At 49.9% G+C, this 16,321-nt stretch carries 14 protein-coding genes and 1 pseudogene; 3 read left to right on the top strand and 12 right to left on the bottom strand.

Annotation, left to right across the window (positions count from 1 at the left end):
• Positions 1-88: 88 nt before the first annotated feature.
• Positions 89-916 (bottom strand): hypothetical protein, encoded by an 828-nt coding sequence (locus tag ACFQJB_RS13160; RefSeq protein ID WP_379728093.1) that lies wholly within the window; start codon positions 914-916, stop codon positions 89-91.
• Positions 913-1,497 carry a hypothetical protein gene (locus tag ACFQJB_RS13165; RefSeq protein ID WP_379728095.1) on the bottom strand — a complete coding sequence of 195 codons (585 nt, stop codon included), beginning with the start codon at positions 1,495-1,497 and terminating at the stop codon, positions 913-915. Before ACFQJB_RS13165 ends, ACFQJB_RS13160 begins: the two co-directional genes overlap by 4 nt.
• Positions 1,498-1,831: 334 nt before the next feature.
• Here ACFQJB_RS13165 and ACFQJB_RS13170 point away from each other — a divergent pair, with 334 nt between their 5' ends.
• A complete protein-coding gene (locus tag ACFQJB_RS13170) occupies positions 1,832-2,824 on the top strand; it encodes a hypothetical protein (protein ID WP_379728097.1) in 993 nt (330 codons plus the stop codon).
• 24 nt (positions 2,825-2,848) lie between these two features.
• Here the strand turns inward: ACFQJB_RS13170 and ACFQJB_RS13175 are convergent, their stop codons facing one another.
• From ACFQJB_RS13175 to ACFQJB_RS13210, 8 genes are all read right to left on the bottom strand, one after another.
• The gene (locus ACFQJB_RS13175; protein ID WP_379728099.1) at positions 2,849-3,331 is read right to left on the bottom strand and encodes a hypothetical protein; all 483 of its coding nucleotides are present in this window, start codon (positions 3,329-3,331) and stop codon (positions 2,849-2,851) included.
• 277 nt (positions 3,332-3,608) lie between these two features.
• Positions 3,609-4,331 (bottom strand): hypothetical protein, encoded by a 723-nt coding sequence (locus tag ACFQJB_RS13180; protein ID WP_379728101.1) that lies wholly within the window; start codon positions 4,329-4,331, stop codon positions 3,609-3,611.
• Between the two features lie 1,140 nt (positions 4,332-5,471).
• Positions 5,472-7,022, bottom strand: a complete 1,551-nt coding sequence (locus ACFQJB_RS13185; protein WP_379728103.1) for a GLUG motif-containing protein — start codon at positions 7,020-7,022, stop codon at positions 5,472-5,474.
• 392 nt (positions 7,023-7,414) lie between these two features.
• Positions 7,415-8,560, bottom strand: a complete 1,146-nt coding sequence (locus ACFQJB_RS13190; RefSeq protein WP_379726828.1) for an ISH3 family transposase — start codon at positions 8,558-8,560, stop codon at positions 7,415-7,417.
• Between the two features lie 283 nt (positions 8,561-8,843).
• Positions 8,844-10,238, bottom strand: a complete 1,395-nt coding sequence (locus tag ACFQJB_RS13195; protein ID WP_379728105.1) for a PAS domain S-box protein — start codon at positions 10,236-10,238, stop codon at positions 8,844-8,846.
• A gap of 279 nt (positions 10,239-10,517) precedes the next feature.
• Entirely contained in the window at positions 10,518-11,267 is a 750-nt protein-coding gene (locus ACFQJB_RS13200; protein ID WP_379728107.1) for a hypothetical protein, read from the bottom strand.
• Between the two features lie 416 nt (positions 11,268-11,683).
• Positions 11,684-11,860, bottom strand: a complete 177-nt coding sequence (locus ACFQJB_RS13205; RefSeq protein ID WP_379728109.1) for a pentapeptide repeat-containing protein — start codon at positions 11,858-11,860, stop codon at positions 11,684-11,686.
• Positions 11,860-12,474, bottom strand: coding sequence for a pentapeptide repeat-containing protein (locus tag ACFQJB_RS13210; RefSeq protein WP_379728111.1), 615 nt, complete (start codon positions 12,472-12,474; stop codon positions 11,860-11,862). Before ACFQJB_RS13210 ends, ACFQJB_RS13205 begins: the two co-directional genes overlap by 1 nt.
• A 202-nt stretch (positions 12,475-12,676) precedes the next feature.
• On the opposite strand from ACFQJB_RS13210, the gene ACFQJB_RS13215 reads away from it, so the two are divergent.
• A complete protein-coding gene (locus tag ACFQJB_RS13215; protein WP_379728113.1) occupies positions 12,677-13,006 on the top strand; it encodes a hypothetical protein in 330 nt (109 codons plus the stop codon).
• 54 nt (positions 13,007-13,060) lie between these two features.
• Here the strand turns inward: ACFQJB_RS13215 and ACFQJB_RS13220 are convergent, their stop codons facing one another.
• Positions 13,061-14,113, bottom strand: coding sequence for a PQQ-binding-like beta-propeller repeat protein (locus ACFQJB_RS13220; protein WP_379728115.1), 1,053 nt, complete (start codon positions 14,111-14,113; stop codon positions 13,061-13,063).
• 756 nt (positions 14,114-14,869) lie between these two features.
• Here ACFQJB_RS13220 and ACFQJB_RS13225 point away from each other — a divergent pair.
• Positions 14,870-15,178, top strand: coding sequence for a hypothetical protein (locus ACFQJB_RS13225; protein ID WP_379728117.1), 309 nt, complete (start codon positions 14,870-14,872; stop codon positions 15,176-15,178).
• A 619-nt stretch (positions 15,179-15,797) separates the two neighbouring features.
• Here the strand turns inward: ACFQJB_RS13225 and ACFQJB_RS13230 are convergent.
• Positions 15,798-16,119, bottom strand: a pseudogene (locus ACFQJB_RS13230) (DNA polymerase I); the annotation flags it as partial.
• Between the last annotated feature and the right edge of the window lie 202 nt (positions 16,120-16,321).

Genomic DNA, 16,321 nt, shown 5'->3' on the forward strand with positions numbered 1-16,321 from the left:
TCGTGTCGAAGACTTATCCTATCCTCTGGCAATCGAATCGAGGCTAAACTGACTTGAGGGCAAGCTCTGAGGAGGTTCTGCCATCACTCTAGATAATCTTGGATTGTTCGGTGATTCGGATCAGCAGAAGTAAACGCAAACTCTCGACTGTTCGCAGGAGCCTCGCTCGGAACTTCGTTATGATTGAGCAACTGTTCAGGATACGCCTCATATGCGAGTCCAACCAGCAGCGGCTCAATCTCCGCGAGGTATGCTGGATAGCCATATGGCCCTGGATTGGTCTTCGGATCCCACGCTTTGATCCAGAGATATGTTTGATCTGTAAGTCGTGTCGTTCCTTGTTCGAAAAGTTCGCTGCCCAACTGAGTTTCTTCGAGTCCTTGCCATATACCGTTCGTGAAAGCTCTCCTATGTGCCAAGCGTTACCGTCACCCCAACGTGCAAAGCTCCTTGTCGATGAATAGTCCTTTGCAATCTCCTCAAAGTTCGCGCTTAATTCGTTTTTCTTCCCGTATGCTTCTGCTTTTCCAATATATCGTGGAATGATATCCTCCGGTGACGGCTCTTTAGCATCCGATGTGAGCTGGTAGAGTACATATATCAATCCGCTTGCCCCTCTTTTGACCCCATCTTCATCCACGCATTTCTTTCCCTCATGCCGAATTCTTCGATCAATCCCTTCGCTACGTCTCAGAATCGTTGTATCACCGCTTATTTTGGTCTCGACAACGAGGTTTTCATTCGTTTCGAACAGTTCGATCGGATCTGCCTCTGCTGAGCTGTTGATATCCTGTAAGATTGTGTTCTCAACCCATTCGTGCCAGAGTCCGATCTTAGAGTCCGCACTTGGTTCTCTCACAGGTGCCTCTGCGATCTGTTGTGCTTCTTCGTTCGAGGTATTGTGACTATCGCTCACCCACCAGGGCCGACTTTTCCCATCTCATGAACGACCCGATTCGGGACAAAATCTCGATTGGCGAAGACCTGATCGAACCGGGGGAGTGAATGCACAAGCCCGACTAATTTTCCTTCAAGTTCGTGTCGGTACGTTGGTAATCCATATGGCCCAGTCTCTAGTTCATCGACATCAATTACCCATGCGTATAGTGGGGAGTCAGTGCGGTCATAAACGGTCGCAATATGATCATACTTTCCGTAACTCCCCCATGAACCATCATCTTCCCACTCCGAGATGGGAAGCGCATCTCGAAGCCTCCTAAAGTGATCTAACAGCCGACTGGTAACCTTGCTGGATTCACCAATATATACTGGAATAATATCAGATGGGGATTCAACGGGTTCGTTTAGAGTGTACAAGAGATACAAATATTCTCCACGTCCTCGTCCTAGGCGGTAAGAGTCGTACTCGTCGGTCATCGCTAACTCACTTCTTGAGTGGTCAATCATCGGGACGGGATCTGGAGTTCCTGCTGACTGGATATCAGAGAGAATGGTCTGCGCTACCCAATTATCCCATACCTCCTCTTTGCCGAACATCTTTGATAGTTCTAACCAGTTCACCGGCTATAATTAATATTGACCCCTATGGCTCTTACCGAAGACAGCGAAACAAAGAAATCTGGATTCTGGCAGAACGTGTCGTGCAAGATGCAACGCGCGAATACGACACCAACCTCAATTATAACCTCAGCACAAATTTATCACAGTCCTCATCGTTGCAATGTGTATGCAGTCGAAGGCACACACAGCGATCGTAGCCGGTACGAGCTCCTGTGTCGTTGCCAGTTGGATTCGGTCACGAACGGTTTCCGAATTCGATCCAACAGCTGAACCGCCACAGAGATCCGAATTGATATCGCGGAGACTTCCAATGGTGGCGGCAGGTATCGGATTCACCGGGCTCAGTGCCACAGTCTCTGGGTATTTTGATACTGCCGAACTGGAGGTTCTCTCGGATCCTGCCGATGGACGCCCACTACATCAACGATTAGAACATCACCGTGAACTACACTCATTGCCCCTGCTTGGGAAGGCAATGACGACGGCACATTTGTTACGACACAGTGCCAGCCACTTCGGCCAGTGGCTGACCACTAGACTTGATTTATCCGATCACACTGCAGCAGTGATTGACGCATTAGAATCATTATCCGATTGGGTCATCAATGCCGTTGGAACCGGTATCTTCGGACACATTCTGGGCGACGTTCCAACAAAGGGTACCGGAGGCACTGCGCTTCAGTTGTTGAAACCGTTCACCGATCACAACTTTGCGCTGGGTTGGGTAAGTGCCGATTCCACTGGGGCCAACGAGCATCTCACATTGGCGGGGACGGCGTTAACTGGAGCAGCTTGGGCATTGGTTGGTGCACATGTCTTTTGTTGGAAGCCCCCGGAGCAGCATTTGACATCGTATCTCAACCGACTCAGAAAACAGGAATCGGTGACAGCCGCAGCGTCGATGATTCGGGACGATATCGCTCGACTTTTTGAGCGAATATTCGATCGATTCAAAGAATCGCTGTTCGATGACAGTGCGTCTTCGCAGCCGCTCACCCAAGATTATCCCTCTGAGACGAGCTGGATCAACACCTCCCACGACCCTCAGGATAGTTGCGGGATTGACTCTTTCTCACCGGAGTCGCTCCATCAGAACGGGATTCTCCCCGAAGATATCCTTGAGTTGCAAAATGGTTCCGCACTCTATTCCGCTGAAACTCTTGGGGAAGGACGAGGTTCATTAATGTCTTCAGACTCTACTACTAGTGAACAGAATCTTCGGAAAGATAGCGATGACAAGCCACTGGAAGGGTCTGAGGAAGACACTAAATCTCTGTTTGAGGAGCCGGATTGGGATTCGTAACTCAAATCCACAAACAAGGGGTGATCAAATTACGAAATAATCATCTGCGTTGTCCTTCATTTCAGTCAGGTGAGTCACTTTGTGCTTCATCGATACGCTTCCGGATTTGAGTCTCGACTCTTCAAGATCGATCAATACAGGCAAAAAGAACCCACCAAATGAGTCTCCGATTGAGAACTTTTTCGAGCCACGTTTCGTCGCGACACGTAACGCTCTTGAAGCCGATCGCGTCACTGCGACGAAATACCACTGCCGCTTGGCGAGTGTTTGATCTTTAGAGAATACTGCCTGCCCAGAATCTATCACGTCATCAAAGTGAGCTTTGAAATCATCCACGTCATTCGATTCTAATTCGGTGATAAATACAAGCTCTTCTTGTTCTCTTAGTAACCGACTTCTCACCCTACGAAAACAGATGTATCCGGACTGCTCAACGATATCGACTTTCTCGAAGTCGTAGGCTTTGAGTTGTTCTTTGACTGATTCAATATACTTCTCGGTGTCCATTTACATCATTAGCTGATGTCTAACATGTTATATCTTGGTGCTGACCCAAACCCTGCTTAATTCATATGGCTCTTGCCGAAGTTGGTGAAACAAGTTTATCGTATTTCTATCAGGATGAGTAGTGCAAGATGGAACGCGCGTATCTTGCACAGACCGAGATTCCCCAATGTTAGAGACGTATACTGCCGTTTCGCTGTCTTGGGTAAGAGACGAGTGCAATAGATCTGTTTTCGGGTTCGATTCGCGATGGCTACGTTCGGTTGCACTCTGAACCAGATTAGGCAAGATCCCCGATAGCTTCGGTAGCAACGCGTCTGACTTCTTCGTCGTCACTTTCGTTCCTGACTTGTTGAAGCGTCTCCCGCGCTTTATCTCCACCGAGCTCGCCGAGAAGATTGACGAACAGCGTCGTCTCGGCTAACTGTATATTGAATACCTCATCCTCATTACTGACGAGATGAGTCAGTTCGGAGGAAACCCAGTCGACAAATGGGTCTCGTGAGAGGCCAGTCTGACCGGATTGATCGGCTACGACGTGTGCCAAAGCGAGGTACGACGCGGGTTCAAGCGCGTCTGACTTCTCGAATTTCTTGACAAGGTCATCGACGACTGGATCTAGATAGGCTGGATCGTCTTTAGCGAGCTCTAATAGTATCTCTCCACGAGTGAGATCCTGCATGAACTCGTCGGACATGTCACGAATGGGTGTGTCACTCCACTCGGTTGGGGGTCGGTTTGCGAGGTCACCAACGATGTTAGGTGTTGCTTTGGTGACCAGGTCTGGTTGGTCACTTGCGACTGCTGAGAGCGCATGCAGTGCGTCGGTGACGACATCAGGGTCTACCTCAGATAAGAGCTCAATCAACGCGTTAATATCTCCCTCGTCAATCGATGCAGGGTCTTCCATAGCGGTTTGTTTCAACGCTTCTGCTTGTTCGTCTGCTGATTTTCCGATGATCGTTTTTCGAAGGGTGCTGAAAACAGACTCGTCATCCGACATATCGGGCTGATGAGTGTCGATCATCTTAGTGTTGTCGTTAGGCTGGAAAGTCTGCTCTGTCGGCACTCTCTATATTATTTTTCCGACATTCACAGTGCGTATCCAGCAGCGATGAAACCAAGATTTTGATTATTGGGAGGCTAAAACCGATCTATCGTCTTGGACGTATGTATTGGACTATTCCAACATCCCGACCCCAAGGGCCGCTGAAAAAGTTGTTATTCAACAATCGAATTCCCAAGGAGTTACGATGCCGTCTCGGATCTTCGCAATCGGGAGTGAATTATCATCTTCGCCCAACGAATATGGATAGATCGCATCGTCCTCAATCTCCGCAATCGGAGTGGATTATCATCTCCAAAGAGTGGATAGATCTCATCGCCCTCAATCTTTGAGGTCGATATTTCCGCAAGAAGGTCATTTCCATCTGCGGTACGTGACGTGTTACTGCCATCTAATGGTGGTTCGTCAATGCGCCGATCATAACCCCGCCAAGCCTGCCGTACCTTTTCTTTGGCCAACTTATCCAACGCTTGCCACTCTCCCTCAAGTGTCAGTTGACCTTCTAATCGTCACATAGGCAGAATAATTATATGACAGGTTAAAATGTTTTTGCCTAAAGTATAGGGGCCGTTTTGTAAAGTCAAAATAGTAAAACTTGTTCCACTGGGTAGTTTGGGCTCAGGATCAAGCCTCTGTTTGGCAAGCGCTTCAAGAATATCTCATTTGAAACATCTTGCCTCAGGCCCAGAGACGGATTCTATTCCACCCCATGTCAGGTAAAGTATTTTAGAATTCGCTTTTGGGAAGCAGATTGTTGGTAGCATTGGCGAGACTCGTTCTAATGGACTAGAAACCCGTCTTCAGCTGGTGACAAACTCAATCTGACTCAGCCAAATGTGATTTCAGTACTCCATGAATCGCAAGACAGTTCTCCACCAACAAGGTACTTCACAAGAGCGTAATTCAGTTTGCTGAATCCAGGCTCCCTATCGGTCAGTCGGTGTCTGTCAACTACTGTATGAGTTGGTTCGCCAACTGCTGAATAGTTCGCGCGTATCTCGCACAGAATCTCTTCGGGAATCCAGATAGTCGGATAGATTGATACAGAGAACTCACGTATCGCTACGTACAGGGAATTTATTCGTCAACCTGATCTCCAGTTAGACGACGTTTGATCATGTACCCAGCACCACCGAAGGCAACTATACTACCTGTTATTCCGAATCCTGGCGTTGAGTCGCTGGAAGTATCATCAGTTGCCTCCTGTTGGGTGGATTCGTTTTCTGTTACAGATTCCTGTGTTCCTGACTCGTTAAGTTCCTCTGAATCTTGTTCGGAAGATTCAGTTTCTCCTGCTGATTGCTGTTCGGTTGGTACATCGTCCCTATATGATTGTTGTTGTAGGTGTTGAATATCTCTATTATCCGTTAGTGAGGATAAAACGGGATAGTCAGCCGGGTTTTTAACGGCTTTCCATGTCCCGTCAAAATCAAGTGCCGACATATTTTTCTCGGCCACTTTCCCCTGCATTTCTACTGTTGACAATCCGGTGATGTTGTTGCTGTCGCCATTCTGTCGACCAATACTTTCAGATTGATCGCTACCGGCCAAGTCCCAGTAGCTATCTGTTACCTCCCCAGAATTACTCCCAAGAAACCCGCCAATCTGTTGGTCTCCGGTGACTGCACCACACGAGAAGGAGTTGCTTATTGTATTTTTGTTATATCCAGCAAAGCCGCCCACATCTTCCGTACCAGTAACCTGACCAAGAGCCACGGAATTTGTAATTATTGTACTGGCACTAGTTGAACCAATAAGACCTCCAACCTCAGATTCACCAGTGACAGTACCGCTGGCTGCGGACGTCATTATTTCACCTTCCAAATCATTATGGAAGCTCCCACCGACAAGCCCACCAACAGTACTGTCTCCCTCAACGTCTCCACTAGCCCACGACTCAATTATCGTCCCCGGCGTGAAACCGGTATAACTGTGGAGTCCAACAAGACCACCAACACTTGAATCGCCAGTGACCTCACCAGTAGCCCACGAATTTCTGATTTTATTATCGTTTTTGCCAACAAGTCCGCCGACATTCGATTCGCCAGTGATCGTGACACCAGCTGCTGAGTCTCTTATTGTGGCCTTCCTATTTCTGCCAACAATACCACCGACATTGCGCCTTCCAGAAACAGTACCGGTTACTGCTGAGGTCTTAATAGTACCATTGCCACCACCGATGAGAGCTCCGACATCGTAATCGCCAGTGACTTCAACACCGAAAAGTGTGATATTTTTTACAACCGCCCCATCACCAGCTAACCCGAATAGACCGACGAGTTCGCTATCTGGTTTTTTGATTACTAAGTCTCGAATTTCGTTTCCTTGGCCGTCGAATGTCCCGGTGAACTCTGTATGAGTTTTCCCAATTGGTTCGAACCCAGGTTCCGAATCACCGATATACTCCTCGTATCCGGCAGTGCTCTCGTCAAGATCGGTAGTCAATACATATTCTCCATTGAGATCATCTCGTATCGCATGGAGATCATTCCAATCCGAGATTTGTTGTGCCCCTGATTGGGCACTGACTGTCCCATTTCCGACGGCTCCTACGATCCCAATGGTACCAATTGATTTAATCATTCCTCGTCGGTTCGGTATCAGTAAATTTTGTCTCTCCTTAGCCATAGCGTATGTGTAATTTACCATTTGAAAACTACTTTGTAATCGGCTCGGGCTCAGTGTAGCTTCAGACTGCTCTGTTGAATAGCGGTCTCTGAGCCACAGTGAGACAGCACCTATCTTGAGATAACTATCGTCAGCCGCTAACAAGCCGATTCAGATTTCGATCCCCTCGGCCAGCACTGCTATTCAACAGGGCACTTCAGACTTAGACTCAGTCGATCACATTGCACTAATGAGAGCTCGGAGCTGACGAGGATATCAACCGGATAGACACCGATTCAATTCGTCCACTGGACGGTTCAGAGAAACTGGTCACTTGTGTAGTCGCTGTCGGCGGCGATCTGCCGCCGACGCGACGGCGTTGCCACTGGTCAACGCTCTTTCAGCTACCGAAGTTATCGCTTGAACCGATCGTCTGGAGGTTTGTTGGCTGGGACTGCCCTTCGGACGTTGAACGCTGCCCAGACGGCTCGGGTGAGCATTTCACAGAACTCAACGAAGGGCCATTTCCAGAGGCGACGCCCGCCACGGCGGGTCGTCGCCACAAATTCCCAGTGCACGTAACGCCAGACGTTCTGTAGGAGGAGACTCGTCACAAACAACAGATAGCGAAGGCCAGCGTCCCGAGAACTAGTCAGAGCGAGGCTCTCCTGAGCAAGTCGGTAGCTGGCTTCAATCCCGAAGCGTTTGCTGTAGTGTCTGCGTGCTTCGGCAGGCGTGTCGATGAACGGCGCGTCGACGGCGTAGCCGTGACGCGCCACGCCATGCTCGTCGTATCTGCCTTGTTGGTAGACGCAGTCGATGAATATCGGAAAGGTCACGCTGTCAGCAATGCTGTGCTGGATGATTCGACTCCAGCCGTTGTTGAGTTCTTCTTTGATTTCATCGCCCCATTTTACGATTGGCATGACGTAAGCGTAGTTGTACGCTGAGAGGAGGTCAATACAGTCGCTGTTGTAGAAACCACGGTCAAGGTAGACGGCCTTGACGCCGAGGTCAAGGCCGTCAAGGAGGGTGAGGAACTCTGTGAGGATATCACTGGTCGTCTCACCGTCGGTTACTTTTCGCAGAGCGAGCGTGTACCGCTTGTTGCGGACACGTGCGTAGAGTGTTGCGTACGCGTGGAAGGTAGTTGTTCCTCGTTTGGCCTCAGAGGAGTAGAGATGGGCTGTCTCGTCTTCGTTCCCGTAGTAGGGATCGAGGTGGAGGTCGGCGACGACCTCCACCGGTCGATTCGGAAGAACCTCGATGAGCTCCCGCTGAAGGAGCGTGTTTCCCGCGAGTTCGAGTGTTTCGAGGTCAAACTGATCGGTGAAATACTCACGAACAGTGTTATCGTGCGGTGAGTCATCAGTGGTCTCGCAGATATGTGTGATTGAGGTTCCGTCGGCGCATGCGCCGACGAGAACCTTGTAAAGCTCTGCTGGCGTTACTTCTACCTCTTCACCGAGGTCAAGCGGAAGTGTATCCTCAAGCCGGTTAACGACAAAATTAATCAGATGCTGTTCTTCTAATTCACTGTCTGCTTGGGGTTGTTGCACACCTCTTCCAAGCAGACCCGACTTCTAACCCGATGTGATCGACTGAGACTGTCTAGTTTAAGCTCTCTGGGAACGTATCTACAGGAATGAGCCGGGAGCAGCACGTTGTTGATCTCTCTGATGAGGAGCGAAGGACGCTTGAGTGATTCATTTCGACCGGTGAGCACAAAACTGAGGACATTACGCGGGCACGGATTCTCCTGAGGCTCTTGCCGAAGACAGCGAAACAGGTCTATCACGATTCTATCAAGATGGCCAGTGCAAGATGCACAGCGCGTATCTGTCACTGATCAATATCGACACCAGTGAACTCAAATCGTGCTCCGCCATCAATCCCCTCGACAATCTTCACCTCCCAGCCGTGGGCCTCTGCGATCCGTTTGACGATTGTCAACCCAAACCCGGTTCCGCCACTTGTCGAGGTATGCCCAGCATCAAACACTGCCTCACGGGCGTCTTCAGGAATCCCTGAACCAGTGTCTTCAACGTAAATTCCGTGTGTGTCGATTTGGCCGACTCGGATAGTTACGTCCGTCCCGCCGTGTTCAATCGCGTTCCGAAAGAGGTTCTCGAATATGTGTTGGAGTCGACCCGGATCACCGGTGATCACGACGTTGTCTTCAATCTCGATGGTGGCCTCATCTGACTGTACGTTCTTCCAGCACTTCCCGACTAAATTGACTACGTCTATCGGCTCTTGATCTGAGACAACTTGACCCTGTCTGGCAAGTGTAAGCGTATCAGCGATAATTTCTTCCATCCGGTCAAGTGATCTGATGATGGGAGGGAGATGATCGCTGTCGCATTCGGTTGCGAGTAGTTCTGCCCGGCCTTGTGCGACACCGAGTGGATTCCGCAGATCGTGGGATACGACGCTTGCGAACTCGTCAAGTTGCTCCTTCTGTCTCTGGAGCTGTCGCTCCTGTTTGACCCGCTCGGTGATATTCCGTGTGATACCGATAATCTGGGTCACTTCGCCGTTGGTAAGAACCGGTGTGAGAACCGTTTCCCAAAATCGTGCGCCCGTCTCGACTGGAACCTCTTCCTCATATGAGATCGGTTCCTGAACTTGGGCACACCGATGATAGTTTGCTTGGAGGTTTGACCCGAGATCCTCACCAAACACATCGGTTGGGGTCTTTCCTCGGACTTCCTCGGTCGAAATCTCGGTTTGTTCCTCGTAGGCTCGGTTCAAACGCTCGAACCGGAACACGTACTCCGTATCTACTGACTCGACGTTTATGAAGAAAATACTATCATCGACATTCTCTAGAAGTGTTTTGTACTCTTTGGCAAGCTCCTGATGTTGGTGTTCCTGTCGTTTTCGCTTGGAGATGTCACGGCTATTCACGAGGATTCCATTGAAATCTGGATCGTCAAGCCGGTTTTGTAGTGTCGCCTCGATCCAACACCACGAGCCATCGGCACGACGAAACCGTGTCTCGATTATCTGGGTGTCGTCGGGATTCGTCTGGATCGTCTCAATGGCGTCGGCAACACTATCACGGTCGTCCGGATGTTGATATTCGTAGCCGACCTCCCCGACTAGTTCCGCAGGCTCATATCCGAGCATCCGGGTGACCGAGGGGCTCACATACGTAATCGTCCCGTCTGAATCGATAATCGTCGCTATATCAGAGAACTCTTGGACAAGCTTTCGATGCATTTCACCTTCCATGTGAGCGGTATGACTGGAGGAAATATAAACAGGACTCCCAAATCCAGAAAAATAACTTCGAGAAGTATATGCTCTGCATCGGTCGCCGGCTCAAATTCATCTTAGAATACCCTCACAATTCGGGTCATAAATAGAAAGCGCGAATGTGGTACAAGGCGAGATCAGTCCACGATGCTCCCTACGAGGGATTTGTCGTCATCGCCGACCCATCTTTACCGGTGTTGTTATTCGTACAGACTCTCGCTGAAATTTATGTGGCGACAGCCACCATAGGCAATTTCAGTGACGAGTCCGCAATATATACCGGACAAAGATATAACCGATTGCGGCTATGGCTCCGCTTGCCAATAGAACCGAGGTAAAATCGATCCCACTATACATCTCGAGATACGGCGTAAGGAAGCCGAGGACGGCAAAAATCGCTCCTGCACCGACAAGGGCAGAGTATCTACTCCCGTCACCATCCGTCCAACGGTCTGAGAGCCGAATAACTGTGGCAGTAATAATCGCTCCACCGAGGAGAAGCGTCAGAGCACGGAAGAAAAACGCCAAAATCGCAATGAGAAAGTTCTCCCCAGCACCGGGTGATAAGACGCCAGTTTGAAGGAGGTATTGACTGCCGTTGAACTCGATAATCGAGTAGTAAAGTTCGTCTTCTTCCCATGCTGCACCGTATTTGAATTCTGACGGGAGGTCGTGTTTGTAGTAGCTGTCACAAACAAGCACATATTCTTCACACACGACTGGAGTGTGCGTCAGCGATTCGGCGTTCAGAGTCCGCTCGAACAACACTTGTGCTATTGGGGACAGTTCCTCGTATTCATACGTGATATGTTCCACGTCGGTCTCCCCACCAAGATCCAAATTGCCGGTAACATTCTCTGTAGGCCCTTCTTCGATCTGATGTTTGTACTTATACGAATTTGGGTCGTGTCCTGGACTGAAAGTTCCGGGATAAAATGGGAGAGCAACAAGAAGGAGAGCCACCAAGACTGCGAACGACACAAGACGGGGCTTTTCAACATCCATTAGACAGCTCAAGATACGAGAAACGCCGTATAATCTTTGTGACTGGTGGGTAGGATTCAACCTTACCATGAGATTTGATTGATGCTGCGTCGCCCAATACGCCCGTCTGTTGATCAGGTGACACAGCTGAGACCTACCGAAGCAGAGGAAGGCGTTGTGCTGTACTCATCCTCTATATTCATCACTCAGATATTCCCATATCAAACATCGGATGATTGTTTCACCAAATTAGGCAAGAGCCTCTCCTGAAAGCAGACCCTTGGCGGTAGCCCTTTTCCCTAAAGCCCAACACGACTATGGGCTAATTCCTCTTTATCGGTGGTGCAGATGTATAAGAGATAATTAGCAATTATACTTGGGTACTACCGGTATCGGTGAACGATTCGTCAAGGCGCTAGTACAATGTATGATCGTCGTTAGTCCAATCGACCACCAGAGCGCTCTATGACCTCCGTATCGACACTCTCGTCTTCCATCGTGGCATGTTCGAAGTCACAGCCAGAGAAATATGCATCTGTCAACTTGGCTCCATCCAGAGTCACGTGGCCGAGGGTGGTTTCCGAAAGGTCAGATTCAGAGAGATCGGTTTCCATTAGGTCGGCATGCGACAGGTCGCTCCTCTCAGGTCACAGTCCATACAATCGGCCGCCGAGAGATCTGAGTGATCGAAGGTGGAATAAGCCATGTACGAGTTTGCCATAGTCACCTCTCGGAGCGTTGCGTTGCTCAGGGTACCGTGGAGACACTTGATGTTCGACAAATCAGCGTTGAGGAAGTTTGCCCCTCTGCAATCCGTAAACGACAGACAGGACCCCGAGAAGTCTGCAGCCTCCGCATCGATATTGATCAAGGAGGAATGGATCAAATTTGCATTCTGCAGTGAACTGGTGGTAAAATCGGCCCCGTAGAAGTCAGTCGTTTCGACATCGTGGTATGCATCTATCCGGGTCAAATCGGCATTCACGAACGTCGCGTTCACGAAACTGCCACCACCCAATGTAGATTCCACCAATTTCGCCCCGGAGAAATCGACCCTATCGAACTGTCCGCCACTGAGATCACATTCGGAGAGGTCTGCATTCGATAAATCCGCCCCGGTAAGATCGATTCCTCTCAAATTGAACCCAGACAGATTCGCCCCGCCGAGGTCGGCGTGCGGTGTCAGATCCGACTTCGTTAGATCCGTATCGTCGCCGAGGGAAGTCATAGTTACTTGTTCTATGCTGACCGTATATTATCATCGGACGTGAGAGGCCGATCCGTTCCATAGAGAGCTACTGTGGAAAATCACCCGGATCGGGTAGGCTTTTGCCCTGCTACCGCTGTACGCATCCGTGCCCTCCGTTGGTTTCAGCAACTCACGTCCGAGACCAACGCTTATAATCTCACACCCTATTTGATCTAACAGTATGAAGTCCATTTTCCAGAGTGGAACCACCGCCCGCAGGAAATTACTCTCCCTTATCGGGGCTGCCGTGTTTGGGGTCGGGAGTACAAAATCGGCTGCATCCGCTGTCTCGATAGACGATTGGGACAGTGATACGTGGGAGGCCGGGACTCATTATTGGCGGCGGCATCGTGACGGGACGCTGTTTCTTCAGTACAAAGACTACGGTGAGCATGATTTCGTCAGTGTTCAAAAATTCAGTGTTGACGGAGGCTTGGAACGTCGAATAGTTCCCCAAATGGATGTAGCCTCCAAGGAAGAAGCGCGGAAAATATTATCAAAGTACCAGTAGCGTTCGCACCCGTATGTAGTAATTAAACAGTTAGTGGGTGTGACATCAACGGATCTATAGCTTGGAAACATCGAGAGCGGAAACGGCTCCGTGTTCATCCCCGATGTAGAGGATCCCATCTACGATCACCGGAGACGCCTGAACCCACTCTCCGGTATCAAATGTCCAACACTCATCACCGGTGTCTGCAGCTATCGCATAGACACTCCCATCGATGCCGTTGACGATGACTGTGTCATTGACGACGACTGGCGAAGATTCCACAAATCCATCTGTATTCGAGGAGATTTTGAAGCTCCACTGCTCAGTAACCGTGGTAGCCCCGATTGCATAGAGATGGTCATCCTGATTCTCGACGAACACGGTATCACCCACCACCGCCGGTGAAGACCTCACTGCCGCACCCGTATCGAAGCGCCACTCTTCACTCCCAGATGTAGCATCCAGTGCGTAGACATACCCGTCGCCACTCCCGATGAAGACGGTGCCATTTGACACCGTCGGCGACGACTCAACGACACCTTCAGTTTTGAAATTCCACATGCTATCGCCAGTTACTGCATTCAGGGCGTAGGCGTGACCGTCTGCGCTGCCGACATATACGGTTTCACCCATCACTGCTGGCGAGGAGTCCACGAATCCACTGGTCTCGACGGCCCACTGTTCGTGGCCGGTCGTCGCATCGAGCGCGTAGAGATGGTGATCGAAACTCCCGACATAGACAGTCCCATCGACCACAGCCGGCGAGGAGCCGACTCGACCATCGGTTTCGAAACACCACCGTCGGTCGCCAGTGGCTGCATCCAGCACGTAGAGGTGCCCGTCGGCACTACCGACGAATACTGATCCATCGACCACAGCCGGGGAAGAGTACACCACCCCATCCGTGTCGAATCGCCAGCGTTTCTCGTTGGTTGTTTGCAAATCAGACACCGTTATACTATGACCCTGGGCCACATACAGCGCGTCGTCCCAAATTGCTATTTCGTGAATCCCCCGGTGAAACTGTAGTGATCGCTCGATTGTGGGTTCAGTCGTCTGGACTGTCTCGGTGGCCACGTCGAACCGATGGGTGGGGTTGTACATCCGGACAGAACGGTCATCCATTGTCACCATCGTGTCGACCCAGCATCTTATTGGTGGCCTCTTCAACTTAGGAAGATTACAAAATCGCCTCGTACACGCGAGATTCGGGAATGCTCACCATCTTCACGGGCTGGGCCTGACCATCGATGCGATCACCATACCTGATTTCGTAATGACGGGTCTCCCGGTCGTGAGAAATCGAGAGCACCCCTGGTCATCGGTCGTGATCCAAACTTTGCCGTCGGGTGTTTCGTACCTGATCGAATCCATGGCTCGAGGTACTGACGTTCGTTTTCGTGTTGGATTCTTTTGATTCTGTGGTAGAGATCGACTCGAAGACTGACCGAGTACCGGTGCGGTGTCGTCTTTCGAACCGCCTATCGGTGTCTTTGAACTCGATTTCCACTCCGGCCAGATATTACTCGTCCGTGTCGACGGCGATTCCATCCCCCTCGTGGGCGAATTGCACCACTTTGATGACCCGTTCACGAGGAATCAAAATTATATTTCCACAGTCTTCCTCGACACACCACGATTCGGTATCCTGCCTGTACAGACACGTGCCTTCTACTGTCCGAACCTCATCATCTCCTTCGAACTCGATTTTACCCACGAGTATCAAATTTCATTGGCCCATCCTATATTATTTGACTGATGTTGCCACACGAGCCCGTCGAACTGAAACCATCCTACTATATTTCATTCCTGACAGAGAGGTGCTAGGATTCCAGAATTTGCCTCCGAATCGATTATTCCACTCCGTGCACCATCTTCCGTATGGCCCCGACCGATAGATCCGAGGAGGAATGGGCAGAGCTGATCAGAGACCACGGGACTCCAGAGGAACAACTCCCGAGGCCCGGAGACGATCAAATCAAGGTTCTCTCAGAATATATGCTGAGCTTCGTCGAGGAACACACAGAACATGAGATACAGACGGTTTCGTTTTCGTATTTTGGACAAATTGAAAAGGACTATTTCGCACCCAGGGCGGTTCTCGATTCCTTCGATAAACCTCAGGCAACCGTCGAAACGATCGATGACGAGGAGAAAGCTATCACTCATTACACTACCGCAGTAGCTTAATCCGGATTGTGGCAACCAGTTTTCGATACAGTCGTTGAAATCATTGCCCTGTTGAATAGCAGTGCTGGCCGAGGGGATCGAAATCTGAATCGGCTTGTTAGCGGCTGACGATAGTTATCTCAAGATAGGTGCTGTCTCACTGTGGCTCAGAGACCGCTATTCAACAGAGCAGAAATCATTGTCTTGTAGTACTGTCAACCGCTATAAACGATTTCGAACACTGGGGAGTGCCCGATGGGTGGCATACGGCAGACTCGATGAAACTGGAGTCTGAAGGATGGATAGCTGGATTTTGGGCCGTGCAGAATAGAGGTGTGTTTCATCCAGATGTACGGATCGACGACGGATGGCTGTATACAAATGCTGGGGAGGTTGGATACCCGTCCTGAATCTGGCCGGTATCGGTGTCACTGAGCTCTCGAAAAGAACTGATAATTGAGTCGGCGATGCGTTGCAATCGAGATCGCCGCCAAGTGAGTTGGATCGCATACGGTAATTGTGTAGTGTAAGTATCACCGAGTTACTACAAATCTAATTCTTGGCCCTAGTCTTTTTCCTAAAGCCCAACACGACTATGGGCTAATCCCTCTCTATCGCTGGTGCAGATGTATAAGAAATACTAGATTTTCTCTTTGAACCCATCGAGGCTGCTGTTTTCTGTTTCACGAAGAGCCCGCTGTATATCGCCTCGGTTCCATCCCACCGGTGAGAGAATGCTCTCGACAGCACGAACCAATTGTGTCTCATAATAGTCGGGATCGTAGGTGTCAGTCGTCTCGTGGGCGAGGGTGACTCGTTCGCGCGACGATTTTTCGTCGTCAACGACCACGTATTCGATATCCTGTCCCGGATGGACGTTGATCTCTTGGTCGCGCGCGCTCAAGTGCTGCAACGTTCTGGGTGTATTGTGCGTAGCTCTCCAGCGGTTTCGAGATACGGTTTTAAATCAACATTTCTATCTAAAAAAGGGCTCTTGCCAAATTTGATGAAACAACTGTCTGAAGTGTGATATGGAAATGGGCGGAATGCTGAATATAGAGGTTTCATTCAGAACTCTGTCATTATTTGCTCCTAACATGGATATCAGAATAAACCACAGAAGTACCGATAGCAAATATTAAGTTGGCAATTCAGAATTATAAC

It is taken from the genome of Halonotius sp. GCM10025705, from assembly GCF_042662885.1.
GTDB lineage: Archaea > Halobacteriota > Halobacteria > Halobacteriales > Haloferacaceae > Halonotius > Halonotius aquaticus.